The sequence below is a fragment of the Enterobacter cloacae complex sp. P27C genome, from assembly GCF_014895705.1.
Classification (GTDB): Bacteria; Pseudomonadota; Gammaproteobacteria; order Enterobacterales; family Enterobacteriaceae; genus Enterobacter; species Enterobacter bugandensis.
This window is the reverse complement of record NZ_JADBQB010000010.1, coordinates 32,230-48,317: the sequence shown is the minus strand read 5'-3', so window position 1 is coordinate 48,317 and position 16,088 is coordinate 32,230. Positions and strand designations below refer to the sequence as shown.

General features: G+C 55.5%; 19 protein-coding genes. 7 read left to right on the top strand and 12 right to left on the bottom strand.

What is annotated here, in order from left to right; genetic code table 11:
- Nucleotides 1-98: 98 nt before the first annotated feature.
- Both IM291_RS18665 and IM291_RS18660 read right to left on the bottom strand, forming a co-directional pair.
- Nucleotides 99-1,094: a LacI family DNA-binding transcriptional regulator gene (locus IM291_RS18665; protein ID WP_192987475.1), complete on the bottom strand. Its 996-nt coding sequence runs from the start codon at nucleotides 1,092-1,094 to the stop codon at nucleotides 99-101.
- A gap of 17 nt (nucleotides 1,095-1,111) precedes the next feature.
- Nucleotides 1,112-1,660, bottom strand: a complete 549-nt coding sequence (locus tag IM291_RS18660) for a helix-turn-helix domain-containing protein (RefSeq protein WP_003861973.1) — start codon at nucleotides 1,658-1,660, stop codon at nucleotides 1,112-1,114.
- Between the two features lie 103 nt (nucleotides 1,661-1,763).
- Here IM291_RS18660 and IM291_RS18655 point away from each other — a divergent pair, with 103 nt between their 5' ends.
- Nucleotides 1,764-2,423, top strand: coding sequence for an AzlC family ABC transporter permease (locus tag IM291_RS18655; protein WP_028014867.1), 660 nt, complete (start codon nucleotides 1,764-1,766; stop codon nucleotides 2,421-2,423).
- Entirely contained in the window at nucleotides 2,423-2,746 is a 324-nt protein-coding gene (locus tag IM291_RS18650; protein ID WP_028014868.1) for an AzlD domain-containing protein, read from the top strand. The genes IM291_RS18655 and IM291_RS18650 overlap by 1 nt, the downstream gene beginning before the upstream one ends.
- 40 nt (nucleotides 2,747-2,786) lie before the next feature.
- Here the strand turns inward: IM291_RS18650 and IM291_RS18645 are convergent, their stop codons facing one another.
- Together IM291_RS18645 and fdhD are read right to left on the bottom strand one after the other, a co-directional pair.
- Nucleotides 2,787-2,999, bottom strand: coding sequence for a DUF1471 domain-containing protein (locus IM291_RS18645; RefSeq protein ID WP_028014869.1), 213 nt, complete (start codon nucleotides 2,997-2,999; stop codon nucleotides 2,787-2,789).
- Between the two features lie 114 nt (nucleotides 3,000-3,113).
- Nucleotides 3,114-3,950: a formate dehydrogenase accessory sulfurtransferase FdhD gene (fdhD, locus tag IM291_RS18640; protein ID WP_028014870.1), complete on the bottom strand. Its 837-nt coding sequence runs from the start codon at nucleotides 3,948-3,950 to the stop codon at nucleotides 3,114-3,116.
- A gap of 371 nt (nucleotides 3,951-4,321) precedes the next feature.
- Here fdhD and fdnG point away from each other — a divergent pair, with 371 nt between their 5' ends.
- Genes fdnG through fdhE form a run of 4 tightly spaced genes read left to right on the top strand, consistent with a single transcriptional unit; the run spans nucleotide 4,322 to nucleotide 9,845 of the window.
- Entirely contained in the window at nucleotides 4,322-7,372 is a 3,051-nt protein-coding gene (fdnG, locus tag IM291_RS18635) for a formate dehydrogenase-N subunit alpha (RefSeq protein WP_120266897.1), read from the top strand.
- A 12-nt stretch (nucleotides 7,373-7,384) separates the two neighbouring features.
- The gene (gene fdxH, locus IM291_RS18630) at nucleotides 7,385-8,287 is read left to right on the top strand and encodes a formate dehydrogenase subunit beta (protein WP_014072386.1); all 903 of its coding nucleotides are present in this window, start codon (nucleotides 7,385-7,387) and stop codon (nucleotides 8,285-8,287) included.
- Nucleotides 8,284-8,919 carry a formate dehydrogenase cytochrome b556 subunit gene (fdoI, locus tag IM291_RS18625; RefSeq protein WP_015569914.1) on the top strand — a complete coding sequence of 212 codons (636 nt, stop codon included), beginning with the start codon at nucleotides 8,284-8,286 and terminating at the stop codon, nucleotides 8,917-8,919. The genes fdxH and fdoI overlap by 4 nt, the downstream gene beginning before the upstream one ends.
- Nucleotides 8,916-9,845: a formate dehydrogenase accessory protein FdhE gene (gene fdhE, locus IM291_RS18620; protein ID WP_028014872.1), complete on the top strand. Its 930-nt coding sequence runs from the start codon at nucleotides 8,916-8,918 to the stop codon at nucleotides 9,843-9,845. Before fdoI ends, fdhE begins: the two co-directional genes overlap by 4 nt.
- A 39-nt stretch (nucleotides 9,846-9,884) precedes the next feature.
- Here the strand turns inward: fdhE and IM291_RS18615 are convergent, their stop codons facing one another.
- Together IM291_RS18615 and IM291_RS18610 are read right to left on the bottom strand one after the other, a co-directional pair.
- The gene (locus tag IM291_RS18615) at nucleotides 9,885-10,256 is read right to left on the bottom strand and encodes a type II toxin-antitoxin system VapC family toxin (protein WP_082697289.1); all 372 of its coding nucleotides are present in this window, start codon (nucleotides 10,254-10,256) and stop codon (nucleotides 9,885-9,887) included.
- Nucleotides 10,257-10,258: 2 nt separating this feature from the next.
- Nucleotides 10,259-10,501 carry a ribbon-helix-helix domain-containing protein gene (locus IM291_RS18610; RefSeq protein WP_015569912.1) on the bottom strand — a complete coding sequence of 81 codons (243 nt, stop codon included), beginning with the start codon at nucleotides 10,499-10,501 and terminating at the stop codon, nucleotides 10,259-10,261.
- 198 nt (nucleotides 10,502-10,699) lie between these two features.
- Between IM291_RS18610 and IM291_RS18605 the strand changes: the two genes are divergently transcribed.
- Nucleotides 10,700-11,620, top strand: a complete 921-nt coding sequence (locus IM291_RS18605) for an alpha/beta hydrolase (protein WP_028014874.1) — start codon at nucleotides 10,700-10,702, stop codon at nucleotides 11,618-11,620.
- Nucleotides 11,621-11,628: 8 nt separating this feature from the next.
- On the opposite strand, the gene fabY is transcribed toward IM291_RS18605, so the two are convergent.
- The 6 genes from fabY to IM291_RS18575 all read right to left on the bottom strand — a co-directional run bounded on the left by fabY (nucleotide 11,629) and on the right by IM291_RS18575 (nucleotide 15,821).
- Nucleotides 11,629-12,570, bottom strand: a complete 942-nt coding sequence (gene fabY, locus IM291_RS18600) for a fatty acid biosynthesis protein FabY (RefSeq protein ID WP_028014875.1) — start codon at nucleotides 12,568-12,570, stop codon at nucleotides 11,629-11,631.
- A 44-nt stretch (nucleotides 12,571-12,614) separates the two neighbouring features.
- Nucleotides 12,615-13,052 carry a D-aminoacyl-tRNA deacylase gene (gene dtd / locus IM291_RS18595; protein ID WP_008501836.1) on the bottom strand — a complete coding sequence of 146 codons (438 nt, stop codon included), beginning with the start codon at nucleotides 13,050-13,052 and terminating at the stop codon, nucleotides 12,615-12,617.
- Nucleotides 13,049-13,930: a virulence factor BrkB family protein gene (locus IM291_RS18590; protein ID WP_045260235.1), complete on the bottom strand. Its 882-nt coding sequence runs from the start codon at nucleotides 13,928-13,930 to the stop codon at nucleotides 13,049-13,051. Before IM291_RS18590 ends, dtd begins: the two co-directional genes overlap by 4 nt.
- Complete coding sequence (gene yihX / locus IM291_RS18585) at nucleotides 13,924-14,523, bottom strand: glucose-1-phosphatase (protein ID WP_045260234.1); 600 nt, start codon at nucleotides 14,521-14,523, stop codon at nucleotides 13,924-13,926. Before yihX ends, IM291_RS18590 begins: the two co-directional genes overlap by 7 nt.
- A gap of 87 nt (nucleotides 14,524-14,610) precedes the next feature.
- Nucleotides 14,611-15,081 carry a hypothetical protein gene (locus IM291_RS18580; RefSeq protein WP_028014878.1) on the bottom strand — a complete coding sequence of 157 codons (471 nt, stop codon included), beginning with the start codon at nucleotides 15,079-15,081 and terminating at the stop codon, nucleotides 14,611-14,613.
- The gene (locus tag IM291_RS18575) at nucleotides 15,078-15,821 is read right to left on the bottom strand and encodes a winged helix-turn-helix domain-containing protein (RefSeq protein ID WP_049001390.1); all 744 of its coding nucleotides are present in this window, start codon (nucleotides 15,819-15,821) and stop codon (nucleotides 15,078-15,080) included. Before IM291_RS18575 ends, IM291_RS18580 begins: the two co-directional genes overlap by 4 nt.
- Nucleotides 15,822-16,088: the final 267 nt, after the last annotated feature.

The following is a 16,088-nucleotide window of genomic DNA, read 5'->3' as shown; positions in this document are numbered from 1 at the left end:
TCTCCTGTCGTCGGGATGCCTTGAGTGTTGATCCGAAACGTTTCGGATACAAACCAAAACGTTTCGGATCTGTGATCGGGTTTGGAAATTTACGCGGTTTAGGCCGTCTGGCCCGGGAAGAATTCCGGCTGCCAGAGCACCTGGAGCCGTTCGATGTCGTCGCCGTTAATCAGCTGGCGCACCATATCGGCAATCTGTTTTCCGACGCCCTGACGAGTGGACTGGATTACAGCCGCCACGTCAGCATCAACGATGCTGTCCTGTGGAAGTCCGTCATAAACCACCAGCGCAACGGCGTTCTCGCCTGTCAGGCGGCCCAGTTCCGCCAGCGCCATCGCCGCGCCGTCGCCGTGGGTGTTGCAGTCGGTAATGATGGCCGTGGGGGGCTGCGGCAGGGAGAGAAGTTCTTTCGTGGTGGCATACCCCACGCGGCGCGAAGGGGGCATAGCGCGCAGCCATTCGCTGGAGAGCCCGGCTTCCCGCAGCGCGTCCAGGTAGCCCTGTCGCCGCTGGGTGATAAATGCCTGATTATTGCTTTCGCCCAGCAGGGCGATGCGCTGATGGCCTTTCTTAATCAGCCAGCGGGTGGCCTGGTACGTGCCAGCATAGTTGTCGAAGTCGAACCACGCGTACGGCTGCGGCAGCTGACTGCGGCCAAGCGCCAGAAAAGGGAATCCGACGGCCTGCAGCTGTTCAAGTCGCGGATCGTGATCCAGCGTGTGGGCCACAATCAGCGCATCCACGCGGCGGCTTTGCACCATGCGCATATAGCTGTGCTTATCCGCCAGATCATCGTCGGCGATGAGCAGCAGGTCGATCTCATGTCGCGCCAGTTCGTGGCTAATTTCGCCGACCATGTCCATAAAAACGCTGTTATTGAGCGGAACAGGATGCACGGGAAAAACGAGGCCGACGGCATCAATTTTGCCCATCTTCAGGCGGCGCGCAAACGTATTAGGTCGGTAACCACGGCGCTGGGCCTCCGCCTCCACGCGGGCGCGCGTCTCAGCAGAAACATCGTCATACCCGTTGAGGGCGCGGCTGACGGTAGTGACGGACAGCCCCAGTTCTTTAGCAATGGCTTTGAGCGACATGATTTTCCGTATCTTCGTTAATTTTGTTCCGCCACCAGAAGGGCGTGGGTGTCTGGCTCCAGCGCCTTAAAGATATGCGGCTGGTCGGCAGGGTAGCAAATGTAATCGCCCGGGCCGAGTTCTTCCGCCGCGTCGATCAGGCCGACCATCGCCCGCCCCTGGGTCACGATAATATGCTCAACCGACCCCGGCGGATGCGGCTGGGAAATACGGTCTGCGCCCGGCTGCGTCAGCAGCAGATAGATATCACGACGCGCGCCCGGCGGACACGCCGCCAGCAAAATCGCCTCGTAGTTTGCCTGCCCGGCAACCACCTTGGTGCCCTCGCCGCGGCGGATCACCTGCGTGACGGGCTGCTGCGGCTCCAGTAACCGGGCAAACGGGATATCCAGCGCCACGCAAAGCGACCAGAGCGTTTCCAGGCTAGGATTGCCGTTGCCAGACTCCAGCTGAGAAAGCGTAGATTTGGCGATCCCGGCACGGCGGGCAATTTCCGCCAGTGACAGCCCGGTTCGCAGGCGTTCCCGCACCAGACTTTTGGCGATCACGCTGATTGGCTGCGTCATAAAAACGGCCTCTGTCTCTCTATAACGAACGATTCGTTCATCTTGTAAAACGATTTTGATGCGTTCATTATAATGGAAATACGTTCGATATGGCTAAAATGATATGAAGAATCCCCTCTCTTGCCTGAAAGGCGACACGATAAAAGCGATAATTTTGGTCTGCCTCGCGGTAGGCGTGGTCGGCATGTCTTACGGCTCCCTGGCGATGGCCTACGGTTTTCCGCTGTGGGTGCCGTTTGTGCTTTCCCTCACGGTGCTGGCGGGCGCATCCGAGTTTATGTTTATCGGCATTGTGGCAAGCGGAGGTAACCCGCTGGCGGCAGCGGCCGCCGGTTTGCTGGTCAACGCGCGCCATGTGCCGTTTGGCGTGACGGTGCGTGAACTGGTGGGCAAACGGGGTTTGAGCTATCTCGGCTGTCACATCATGAACGATGAAAGCGTGGTGTTTGGCCTGTCGCAAAAAACGCCCGAGCAGCGTAAAGCGGCCTACTGGCTGTGCGGTTTAGGCGTGGCGATTATCTGGCCGGTGGGGGCGCTGCTGGGTGCCATGGTCGGTAAACTGCTGCCGGACCCGGAGACCATCGGGCTGGACGCGGTGTTTCCGGCGATCCTGCTGGCGTTAGTGGTTCCCGCGTTTAAAAACCGTACCACGCTGATCCGCGCCTGCAGCGGTGCCGCGCTATCACTGGCTGCCGTGCCGTTTGCCCCGGTGGGTTTACCGGTTCTGCTTTCGTTACTCGGTCTCGCTGCGAGGAAAAAATAATGGGAAATATGACGTTTTTTATTCTCGGCATCGCCATTCTTTCTGCCGGAACCTACCTGATGCGTCTCGGCGGGGCAAAGCTGGGCAACCGGCTGGCGCTTTCTGAACGATCGCAGGCGCTGCTTTCCGATGCGGCTACCGTTTTGCTGTTCTCCGTCGCGCTGGCGACCACGTTTTATGAAGGGGAACATTTTGCGGGCATGGCGCGCGTGCTGGGCGTGGGGTTCGCGGTGTTCCTGGCATGGCGAAAAATGCCGTTAATTGTGGTGATCGTCGCGGCGGCGGTGGTGACGGCGCTGCTGCGTCTGGCGGGTATAAACTAAAAAAGCGCCCCAGGGGCGCTCTTTCGACGGTATGGCGAAATTATTTGTTCAGTTCAGCGGTCATGTGTACGCGGTTACCGGTGAACGCCTGGGTAATTTTGTAGGATGACGCGCCCGCTTCCTGAGCCTGAGCCGCGATTTTCGCTTCTGCGCTATCAATGGTGGAAGCAGAGGCGGTCACTGTCTGTGCAGCGAAAGAACCGAAAGAAGTAGCCAGAGCGATTACAGCGACAAAAGTTTTGATGCTTTTCATGATATAAACCCTTTCATTAAGTTGTTTAGGTAAGGCACCGTGCCTTGATGAGATAAATACTAGCCCTCATCCTGAACAACTAAAAGCGGAAGGATTTGCTATTATCGTTCAAAATTACTGATCAACCATTAACCGCTGCGGATGGGTATAAATTGTCGCCCTGCCCGGCTTGCAGAACCCCACCAGCGTCAGATTGCAGCGCTCCGCCACCTCCACCGCCAGCGTGGTTGCCGCCGACACCGCAAACAGAATTTCCACGCCGCACATCGCGGACTTCTGCACCATCTCATAGCTGGCGCGGCTGGAAACAAGCGCCGCGCCCTGCTGCCAGAGATCGCTTTCCCCCGCACGACGGCCTAATAGCTTGTCGAGCGCGACGTGGCGGCCCACGTCCTCATGCCCTCCAGCAATATCTCCTGACGGCAATACCCACGCCGCCGCGTGCGTGCAACCGCTCAGTTGGCCGATGGGCTGAACATCGTTGAGATTTTCCAGCGCACGGTCGAGATGCGCCAGATTGAAGGTCTGGGTAAACGGCAGTGGCGCAACGGGCTTGCCAATATCATTAAGCTGCTCAACACCACAGACACCGCACCCGGTACGCCCGGCCAGCGCGCGGCGGCGCTCTTTCAGCCCCATAAAGCGGCGGCTGGAGAGTTCGATTTGCACTTCAAGACCGTTACACGCCTGAACCACGTCCATGCCGTAGATCTCCTGCGGGTGCGCAATGATGCCTTCCGAAAGGGAAAAACCGATGGCGAACAGTTCGAGATCTTTGGGTGAGGCCATCATCACAACGTGCGAAATACCGTTGTAAACGAGGGCAACGGGCACTTCTTCAGCCAGAAAATCGGGTGTGGCATGGGTAATGCGGGGCGGTCTGCGTACCGACATTTCCACAATGCCCGCAGGCAGTGGCGATGAGCGGGTAGCACGGTTTTGTTTAGACACAGCGGTATTCCTGAACAACCACGGAAGTAGGCCTGCTATTGCAGCATAAACCGCAGGCCTTACGCATAGTATGGATCAACTTTTCGACACTCATTGTCCTACTCATTAAGAAGAGGTGCAACCCGGCCCCCGCTACACCCCTTTAACATGCAGAGCTTATAGTGTGATCAGTGTCACACTTTATAATCAACACAGTGATAATACGTTCACTTTGTATTAACGCCGTTGGAACAGGTATACCGACATTGTGGTATTCTGATGATATCCCTCGGAGAAATGAGGGATTAACGCAAATTTTTCTCCTTTGCGGTCAATTCTCAACCGCGAAGTTAAAACTACATATATAAGCAATGTCGAACAAGGAGTGACCCATGCAGGTCAGCAGAAGGCAGTTCTTTAAGATCTGCGCTGGCGGTATGGCAGGCACCACGGCGGCGGCACTGGGCTTTGCGCCCGGCGTAGCGCTGGCGGAAACGCGGCAGTACAAACTGCTGCGCACCCGCGAAACCCGTAACACCTGTACGTACTGCTCCGTCGGCTGTGGGCTGTTGATGTATAGCCTCGGCGACGGTGCGAAAAACGCCAAAGCGTCTATTTTCCATATCGAAGGCGACCCGGACCATCCGGTCAACCGCGGCGCGCTGTGCCCGAAAGGGGCCGGTCTGGTGGACTTTATCCACTCCGAAAGCCGTCTGAAATTCCCGGAATATCGCGCACCTGGCTCCGATAAATGGCAGCAAATCAGCTGGGAAGAGGCGTTTGACCGCATCGCAAAACATATTAAAGAAGACCGCGATGCCAACTTTATTGAGAAGAACGCCGACGGCGTTACGGTCAACCGCTGGCTCTCCACCGGGATGCTGTGTGCTTCTGCCTCCAGCAACGAAACCGGCTATTTAACCCAGAAATTCACGCGCGCACTCGGTATGCTCGCGGTCGACAACCAGGCGCGTGTCTGACACGGACCAACGGTAGCAAGTCTTGCTCCAACATTTGGTCGCGGTGCGATGACCAACCACTGGGTCGACATCAAGAACGCCAACCTCATTGTGGTGATGGGCGGTAACGCCGCTGAAGCGCACCCTGTCGGGTTCCGCTGGGCGATGGAAGCCAAAATCCACAACGGTGCGAAACTGATTGTGATCGATCCCCGCTTTACGCGTACAGCGTCAGTGGCGGATTTCTACACCCCTATTCGTTCAGGTACTGACATCACTTTCCTGTCAGGCGTACTGCTGTACCTGATGACCAACGAAAAATATAACCGCGAGTATACCGAAGCCTATACCAACGCCAGCCTGATCGTGCGTGAGGATTACCACTTCGAAGATGGCCTGTTCAGCGGTTATGACGCGGAAAAACGTAAGTACGACAAAACCAGCTGGAACTACGAGCTGGATGAGAAAGGCTTTGCGAAGCGCGACACCACTCTTCAACACCCGCGCTGCGTATGGAACCTGCTGAAAGAGCACGTTTCCCGCTACACGCCGGACGTTGTTGAGAACATCTGCGGCACGCCGAAGGCGGACTTCCTGAAGGTCTGCGAGCTGATTGCGGAAACCAGCGCGAAGGACAAAACCGCGTCGTTCCTGTATGCACTCGGCTGGACGCAGCACTCCATCGGCGCGCAGAACATCCGTACCATGGCAATGGTGCAGCTGCTGCTCGGCAACATGGGGATGGCAGGCGGCGGCGTGAACGCCCTGCGCGGTCACTCTAACATCCAGGGTCTGACCGACCTCGGCCTGCTGTCTCAGAGCCTGACGGGTTACATGAACCTGCCAAGCGAGAAACAGACTGACCTGCAGACCTACCTGACGGCCAGCACGCCAAAACCGCTGCTCGAAGGCCAGGTGAACTACTGGGGCAACTATCCGAAGTTCTTCGTCTCGCTGATGAAAGCCTTCTACGGCGACAAAGCGACGGCGGAAAACAGCTGGGGCTTTGACTGGCTGCCGAAGTGGGACAAAGGTTACGACGTTCTCCAGTACTTCGAAATGATGCACCAGGGCCAGGTCAACGGCTATATCTGCCAGGGCTTTAACCCGGTGGCGTCGTTCCCGAACAAGAACAAGGTTGTCGAGTCTCTCTCGAAGCTGAAGTTCCTGGTAACGATTGACCCGCTCAACACCGAGACCTCGACCTTCTGGCAGAACCACGGCGAGTCGAACGACGTCGATCCGTCGAAGATTCAGACCGAAGTGTTCCGCCTGCCGTCTACCTGCTTCGCGGAAGAGAACGGTTCTATCGTCAACTCCGGCCGCTGGCTGCAGTGGCACTGGAAAGGCGCGGACGCCCCGGGCATCGCCATGAACGACGGCGAGATCCTGGCCGGTATCTTCTTACGCCTGCGTAAGATGTATGCGGCAGAAGGCGGCGCGAACCCTGAGCCGGTGCTGAACATGACCTGGAACTACTCGACGCCGGAAAATCCTGCGCCGGAAGAAGTGGCCATGGAGAGCAACGGTAAGGCGCTGGCGGACGTTATCGACCCGGTCACCGGCGCGGTTCTGGCGAAGAAAGGCGACCAGCTCAGCACCTTCGCCCACCTGCGCGATGACGGTACCACCTCCAGCGGCTGCTGGATCTTTGCCGGTAGCTGGACGCCGAAAGGCAACCAGATGGCCAACCGTGACAACGCCGACCCGTCGGGCCTCGGCAATACGCTGGGCTGGGCATGGGCATGGCCGCTGAACCGCCGCATCCTCTATAACCGTGCCTCCGCTGACCCGCAGGGTAACCCGTGGGATCCGAAGCGTCAGCTGCTGAAGTGGGACGGCGCGAAATGGGGCGGCGTGGATATTCCGGACTACAGCACTGCCGCACCAGGCAGCGACGTTGGGCCGTTTATCATGCAGCCTGAAGGGATGGGGCGCCTGTTTGCTATCGACAAGATGGCGGAAGGGCCGTTCCCGGAACACTACGAGCCGTTTGAGACGCCGCTGGGCACCAACCCGCTGCACCCGAACGTGGTCTCTAACCCAGCAGCGCGTATCTTCAAGGGCGACTTTGAAGCGCTGGGTAAAAAAGACAAGTTCCCGTACGTGGGCACCACTTACCGTCTGACCGAGCACTTCCACTACTGGACCAAGCACGCGCTGCTTAACGCCATCGCGCAGCCGGAACAGTTTGTGGAGATCGGCGAGAAGCTGGCGAACAAGCTCGGCATTGCCCATGGCGATACCGTGAAGGTCTCCTCTAACCGCGGCTACATCAAGGCCAAGGCGGTAGTGACCAAGCGTATTCGCACGCTGAACGTTCACGGTCAGCAGGTGGATACCATCGGCATCCCAATTCACTGGGGCTATGAGGGCGTGGCGAAAAAAGGGTTCATTGCGAATACCCTGACGCCGTTCGTCGGTGATGCGAACACGCAGACGCCGGAGTTTAAGGCCTTCCTCGTGAACGTGGAAAAGGTGTAACGGAGACGACTTATGGCTTATCAATCTCAAGACATTATCCGTCGTTCCGCGACTAACGGTTTCACGCCCGCGCCTCAGGCGCGGGACCACCAGCAGGAAGTGGCGAAGCTGATCGACGTGACCACCTGTATCGGCTGTAAAGCCTGTCAGGTGGCCTGCTCTGAGTGGAACGACATCCGTGACGAAGTGGGTCACAACGTCGGGGTGTACGACAACCCGGCAGACCTGACCGCCAAGTCCTGGACGGTAATGCGTTTCTCGGAAGTGGAGCAGAACGACAAACTGGAATGGCTTATCCGCAAAGACGGCTGTATGCACTGCGCGGATCCGGGCTGCCTGAAGGCGTGTCCGTCAGAAGGGGCTATCATTCAGTATGCCAACGGCATCGTCGACTTCCAGTCCGAGCAGTGCATTGGCTGCGGCTACTGCATCGCGGGCTGTCCGTTCGACGTGCCGCGCCTGAACCCGGAAGACAACCGCGTCTACAAATGCACCCTGTGCGTGGACCGCGTTAACGTGGGCCAGGAGCCTGCATGCGTGAAGACCTGCCCAACCGGCGCTATCCACTTTGGCTCCAAAGAGGATATGAAAACGCTGGCGGCAGAGCGCGTGGGCGAGTTGAAAACCCGTGGTTACGACAACGCGGGCCTGTACGATCCGGCCGGGGTTGGCGGTACGCACGTGATGTACGTGCTGCACCACGCCGACAAGCCGAACCTGTATCACGGCCTGCCGGAGAACCCGGAAATCAGCGCCACCGTGAAGTTCTGGAAAGGCATCTGGAAACCGCTGGCCGCGGTGGGCTTTGCTGCCACCTTCGCAGCGAGCATCTTCCACTACGTCGGCGTCGGTCCGAACCGTGCGGAAGAGGAAGACGACAACCTGCATGAAGAGAAAGACGAGGTGCGCAAATGAGAAAACGTGACACCATCGTGCGCTACACCGCGCCGGAACGCATCAACCACTGGGTCACCGCCTTCTGCTTCATGCTGGCGGCGATAAGCGGGCTGGGGTTCTTCTTCCCCTCCTTCAACTGGCTGATGCAGATCCTGGGCACGCCGCAGCTGGCGCGCATCCTTCACCCGTTCGTGGGTGTGGTGATGTTTGCCTCGTTTATCATCATGTTTTTCCGCTACTGGCACCATAACCTAATCAATCGGGATGATATCTTTTGGGCGAAGAATATTCGTAAGATCGTCGTCAACGAGGAAGTGGGTGATACCGGGCGTTATAACTTCGGCCAGAAATGCGTATTCTGGGCGGCGATTATCTTCCTGGTCCTGTTGCTGGTGAGCGGCGTGATCATCTGGCGTCCGTACTTTGCGCCTGCTTTCTCAATCCCGGTGATCCGATTTGCGCTAATGCTGCATTCATTTGCCGCAGTGGCGTTAATTGTGGTTATCATGGTGCATATTTACGCCGCCCTCTGGGTGAAAGGCACCATTACCGCGATGGTGGAAGGATGGGTAACCAAAACGTGGGCGAAGAAACATCACCCGCGCTGGTACCGTGAAGTCCGCCAGAAACAGGAAAAGTCATCTGAATGAGTATTCGCATAATCCCGCAAGATGAGCTGGGGTCGAGCGAGAAACGTACGGCGGAGTATATTCCGCCGTTGTTATTCCCCAGACTCAAGAACCTCTACAACCGCCGCGCAGAGCGTCTGCGCGAGCTGGCAGAGAACAACCCGCTGGGCGATTTTCTGCGTTTTGCCGCGCTGGTCGCCCATGCGCAGGAGGTGGTGCTGTACGACCACCCGCTGCAAATGGACCTGACCGCGCGCATCAAAGAAGCTAACGAGCAGGGCAAGCCGCCGCTGGATATTCACGTCCTGCCGCGCGACAAGCACTGGCATAAGCTGCTTCATTCGCTGATTGCCGAGCTGAAGCCGGAGATGAGCGGCACCGCGCTGGCTGTCATTGAGAACCTGGAAAAAGCCTCTGACCTGGAGCTGGAAGAGATGGCGAGCGCGCTGTTTGCCTCCGACTTCTCGCTGGTCAGCAGCGATAAAGCGCCGTTTATCTGGGCCGCGCTGTCGCTCTACTGGGCGCAAATGGCGAGCCTGATCCCGGGCAAAGCCCGCGCCGAATACGGCGAAGCGCGCCAGTTCTGCCCGGTCTGCGGCTCAATGCCGGTCTCCAGCATGGTGCAGATTGGGACCACGCAGGGGCTGCGCTACCTGCACTGCAACCTGTGTGAAACCGAGTGGCACGTGGTGCGCGTGAAGTGCAGCAACTGCGAGCAGACTCGCGATCTCAACTACTGGTCGCTGGAAAATGAAGACGCGGCGGTGAAAGCCGAAAGCTGCGGCGACTGCGGAACCTACCTGAAGATCCTGTATCAGGAAAAAGACCCGAAAGTCGAAGCGGTGGCGGACGATCTCGCCTCGCTGATTCTGGATGCGAAGATGGAGCAGGAGGGCTTTGCCCGCAGCTCGATCAACCCGTTCCTGTTCCCGGGTGAAGGGGAGTAATCTCCTGTGAGAGTGCCGGGCGGCGCGAGCTTGCCCGGCCTACACCTGGTAAGGCGTAAGGACCTCGTCAATACCCGCAAAATCTCTCGTGTTGCGAGAAATCAACGGACATTTTCTGCTCTGCGCTGTAGCCAGGATGATAGCATCAGGCAGTTTCATTCCATGCTTCTCACGTAGTAAAACGCTTCTTTCCGCGATATCCCGAGACACATCAATAATTTCAAAAGCGCCCATCACGGCTGCCGTTTTCGCTTCATGACCATGCCTGCGAGCGCCCACCATCACTTCCATCCAGGTAATTAAGCTGATGGCACGATGCGACGCGGTATGCTCAATCGCATCCGCAGCTTCAACACGGTTGTTGAAGAGATCAATGAGAATATTGGTATCAAACACTGCCATGTGCTCCATGATTACCACTCCTCACGCAGCTTGCGTTCATACTCAAGCCCGTCCTCTTTTCTGTCTCCCCACAGACCAAGCGCATTTCGGATAACAGAAGAACTCTGCTGGTCGAGATACAGCTCAATCGCTTCGCGAAGCAGTTCAGCACGTGGTTGATTTCGCAATTGCTTGAGGTTATCCAAACGTTGAATCACGTCATCAGACAAATCGATAAGTATTCTGCCCATATCAAGTTCCGCCAAAACGCTCATATATCACCTTAGTATATCATCTTTGGTTAATTTTCAGGCAAAATACTCTTTATCAATTTAGGGTGAAAGGACGTTTTTTAGGGAATGATCGATTTTGCGAGCCGCTTTCCACAATATGCACCTCTCAACATTTCTCTGTTTTCATCTGCTGTAAACCAGGCTATAAACTGTATAAACACACAGTAAAAGGACGTAACCATGGCTCTGGAGAAGGGTATTGATAAGCTGGTACAGGAGTTTATTGCCGCAGGACGACCTTCCTCGCGAAAGCAGAGTATTGATGACCGGAGAAGCGGATATGTCGCCAGCACAGCGCTGGCCGGGGAAAAAGAAACTCGTGTCCAGGTTGAAACGCTTGTTCTTGAGGATTTGACCTTTCGGGTATTTTCGCCTGTCAATGCCCCTGAAACGTTACCTTGTGCCCTCTACTATCATGGCGGTTGTTTTGTCAGCGGTGGGTTTGAAACCCATGATAATCAGCTTCGCCAACTGGCGTTTTACGGTAACTGTCGGGTCATTGCGGTTCAGTACAGACTCGCACCCGAGCATACCTTCCCCGCTGCGCATGACGATGCAGAGAGAGCGGCAGATCTTGTCTGGCAAAATGCAGAACAATTAGGTGTGGATAAAAACCGGATTACACTTTGTGGAGACAGCGCGGGAGGCCATCTTGCGCTGGTAACATCATTGCGGCTTAAGGCCAAAGGTCTCTGGGATCCCGCACAACTCATTCTTATCTACCCCATGCTCGACGCTACGGCCAGTTTTGAAAGCTATACCCTCAATGGCATGGATTACGTGATTACTCGCGATACCCTTTTGAGCGGCTATGAAATGTATCTGGCTGGAGCCGACCGTCAGCATCCTGAAGTCAGCCCGCTGTGGCGCAACGACTTTAGCGGTCTGCCAAAGGTCCACATTGTTACCGCTGAGTATGATCCGTTACGCGACGAAGGCGAGGCGCTTTGTCAGCGCCTCACGGAGCAAGGCGTGAAGTGTACCGCTCAACGATGGCGGGGTGTAATACACGGCTTCTTTCAGTTGAGTGGAATTAGCCAGTCAGCGCGAGACGTTATGCGAGATATTGCCTGGCGCATTAACCATGCCGGACGAGAGTGAGAAGGAGACTACTCCTCCTCGTTCCCGCCCTCTTCATAAGCGCCATACGGCTTCGCAGGAAGAACGATATAGGTGCCTTCAAACACCGCGCCCGGCGTTTCATCGCCGAACAGCTCAACCTGCATCTGCACGCGCGCTTTGCGGCCACGTGCCAGACGATCAAGATCGCCGCCCAGCGCGCCAAGGTCCGCCACCGCGCTCGGCTTGCCGCTGATCGGCGCACTGTAGCGAATGTGGGCATCGGCCAGAATAATGGTGCCGCCAAGATGCCGCTCGCGCAGCATTAGCCAGATCAGCCCCCAGCCGGTGAGCGTCGCCAGGGAAAACAGGCTGCCGGCAAACAGGGTGTGGTGAGGGTTCTGATTGCCGGTTTCCGGCATGGTGGTAATGAATTTTTGCCCGGTGTACTGCTGAATGCGCACGCCCATCTTTTCACTCAGAGGGATGTGTTCATACCAGGCCTGCTGCAGCTGCCCGCACCAGTCCGCGCGATGAAGAATATCGTCCAGCGTGGCGATGGGTTTGATCATCAAAAAGTGGCGAATCGGCGTGGTTTGCGGGGCGGTGATTTCACCCTGGTTAACAAAACCGAGTTTGGCAAAAAACTCCACGGCATCTTCCCGGGCGCTACAGGTGACGCGCTTAACGCCTTCCTGACGGGCGACGGACTCCAGCGTCATCGCCATTAGCGTCCCCAGCCCTTTATCCTGCACGGAAGGGTGAACCGCCATAAAACGAATCGACGCTTCGTTATCAGCGTTGATATACAGTCGCCCGACGGCGACGAGGTTGCCCTCTTCGTCCATCACCATCTGATGATGGGCCATCGCATCCCAGGCGTCGCGTTCAGATCCTTTTGGCTGATGCAGTGGCTTGCGCAGCATTTCCCAGCGGAACTGGTAATACGCTTCTAACTCTTCTTCCGTTTGCGGTACTCGAAGGTGATACATAGCTGTACTCTCTCTTGTTACCCGCGGCCACGCCGCCAGTTGGCTCATACCTGGAGCCAGAATGTGACGGGGCCATCGTTCACCAGCGAGACCTGCATATCTGCAGCGAATCGTCCGGTTTGCGTATTCATTTCCTGTTGGCGACAACGCTCAACAAAGTATTCGTAAAGTGCTTCTGCACGATCCGGCGCGGCGCCTTTAGAGAAACTTGGGCGCATGCCGCGCTCGGTATCCGCTGCCAGCGTAAACTGGGAAACCACCAGCACGCTGCCGCCCGCCTGCTGGACGTTCAGATTCATCTTGCCTTCCGCATCGCTGAATATGCGGTAGCCCAGCACGCGCTCGCATAAGCGGTTCGCTTTTTGTTCGTCATCATCCTTTTCGACACCTAACAACACCAAAAGTCCTGGGCCAATTTCACCCGTCACCTCTCCCTCCACGGTGACGCTGGCACGGGTTACGCGCTGTATCAATGCAATCATGGTTGGTCTGCTTCTAATTGTTTTTCAGCTTCTGCTGCTTTTTTAAGTTCGCGGTATACGCCGAGAGTGACAGTTATTTCGGCACCAAGCAAGACGATACACCAGGTCCAGTAAACCCAGACAAATAAAATGGGGATCACCGCCAGCACGCCGTAAATCAGCTGATAAGACGGGAACATGGTGATGTAAAGGGCAAACCCTTTTTTACCCAGTTCAAAAAGCACTGCCGCCACCAGCGCCCCAACTACCGCATCGCGGTTAGGCACGCGCGTGGTCGGTACAACGCTATAGAGCAGCCAGAACGAGAGCCAGGACAGGATCAGCGGAAAAATACGCAGCACGTTATCAATCACGCTGTTTAAATCACTCGCCCAGCGCAAGGAGAGAAGATACGAACTGATTGCCAGACTCGCCCCAGCCAGCAACGGCCCCAGCGTTAAAATCATCCAGTAGACGGCAAAGGAATAGACCTTAGGACGGATTTTTTTGCTTCGCCAGATGGTGTTAAGCGCGCTGTCGATAGAGTACATCAGCAGCAGCGCGGTAACGATAAGGCCGCACGCCCCCACCGCCGTCATTTTGCTGGAGTTGGCAACAAACTGCTCGATGTAGTTCTGGATAACATCCCCGGTGGCCGGGATGAAGTTCGCGAAGACGAAATGGCGAAGCTGCAGGCTAACGTCCGCGAACATCGGGAATGCGGAAAAGAGCGCAAAGATCACCGCCACCAGCGGCACTAATGAGAGCAACGACACGTAGGCGAGGTTACCCGCCAGCGTGGTCATGTTGTCCTCATCAATGCGGTGCCAGAGCAACTTCAGCCAGGCCCTCAGCGGGCGAGTATGATGCGTGGCTTTTTGATGAACGGTTTTTAGCATAACTGCTTCGCAAAGTAGTTCGGTATCGTCTCTTTTCCGGTCACCAGAATTGACGTGATACCCAACTGGTTAGCTCCCTCTATATTATCGGCGTTGTCATCGAAAAAGACCGCATCGGCCGCGGTGAATCCCTCTGCCTGCAAAACAGCCTGATAAATTCGCGCTTCAGGCTTACGCATACCCATCTCTTGCGAAAGATAGATCTTATCTGCCGCCGCCTTAACTTCGGGATATTCCTCTGGCCAGAAGGTCGTGTGCAGACGGTTGGTGTTAGACAGCACGACCACCCGGTGCCCCTGCTCGCGCAATTTGTGCATAATGTCGATCACTTCCGGACGGATCGCGACGAATACCGCCTGCCAGCCGTGAGAAAATTGTTCATAGCTTAACGAAAGCCCCATCTCCTGGCAGAAGCGTTCAGCAAACTCTTCATCGCTAATCTCGCCGCGTTCATGCTGATGGAAGGTCTCACCCATCGCGAAATCCTGCTTTAACGTCGCCAGCGGCACACGGCTAAAGTCGCTCCAGGCACCCAGCACCCGGTTAAAATCGATATCGACGATTACGTTTCCTAAGTCAAAGATATAAAGCATGTTTATCTCCTTTCGCCGTGGAGAGATAACTGTAGCGGGAATCACGAGATTTGACTATGCGTGCCGTCTAAGGTGTGCGATTGATTTTTACGGTGCGTTTTTACGGCAGTACAGCGAAGGGACGTTTGACGCGGCAAAAAGCCACGCTCCACGGTACTCATCAATCATCAGGCTCAGATCTCTTCCCGGCGTGCGATAAAAACCCGGTAGCGTTGCATTGATATCAGCCTCATCCGCACTATCGGCGAAGGTTTTAACAATACGATCGTTATTCAATACGCGCGCGTTCTGGTGATCGCTGTAGTGGAAATAGATGGTGCGGTTGACTTCAGAAACCACGTGACCAAACAGTTTACCGTTAATGACAGCGGTCCCTTCCCGATGCTGCATTCGCCATGAAACCGTTCCTACAAATCGGTTTTTACCAATCGTCCATTCCACATCACCTGTACAGCGTATCGGCGCACTCGAAAAATGCGAATACGCTAACCAGCCGCTGGTAATAGCAGCCCCCAGCAACGCCGCCAGCAAAATAATACGATTCCCGAGTGTCATCATTGCTCATGCGCCCAAAAATAATGCGTGGTACATAACGCTGCCGCGTCATGTCGCGCATCGTTATTACAGACAAACGCCGCGATTCGCTCCGTTTTACTATAGCCGATGAGAAAAACGTATCGGTTTCCGGCACACAGGCTGGGATAATTTTTTAACAAGCGAAGGTAATGGTCCTGCATATGTTCATTAGGTGCATAAAAGAGTTGGCAGGCGTTGGTCGTGCTGCCCATTGAAAGTGGAATGTAGTGACTAAACGGCATGTTCTGGTGATGTTTATATAATATGACCCCGTTAATAAGCGCGATCAGAAAAAGCGTAGCGGTGGCTATTATTAACCACGCCGGCTTCTTCATCGCGGTGCCTTCGGCTATTGCCACGTCTTCACTGGCAATTATCGGCTCGGCGGTTGGGGTAAATACTTCAACCTGGGTGGCTTCGGAAAGCGTCAGCCCGCGACGCGAAATCGTTTTTACCGTATCGCGCGGCAACCCCACTTCAGCCAGCGCATTGCGCAATGTCAAAATGGCCTGGTAAAAGGTATTCGGTGTGGTGACATCGTTACGCTCACCCCATCCCACCACCATTAACTGATTTTGCGAAATTATTTCGCCAGGATGGGTAACGAGATAAAGAAAGCAGAGATTGGCAGGAAGCTGCAAATGTATCGTGCGCCCGGTAATATGATTCGCCAGGGTTTTGTTTTCCGGGTCATACTCGACCAGCTTGTTAATAAGATACAATTTTACTTTCCTCTGCAATAACAATATTTAACCCCACAAACCCAAAAAACACACGTATATTTAACAACAGTATAGGTCAGAAGGATCAGAGCGCGACACACCCGTACCTAAGATTAGAAACATCGCATTATTTTTCAATTGATTACAAATCGGTTTTCTTAGGTGAGCCTCAGCTAAAAGGACATAATGAGATTTCATTACACTTCACCAGGTCAAATAATTATATTGAGCCACACGTTGAGAAAAGACTGACGTTCAGGAAGATCG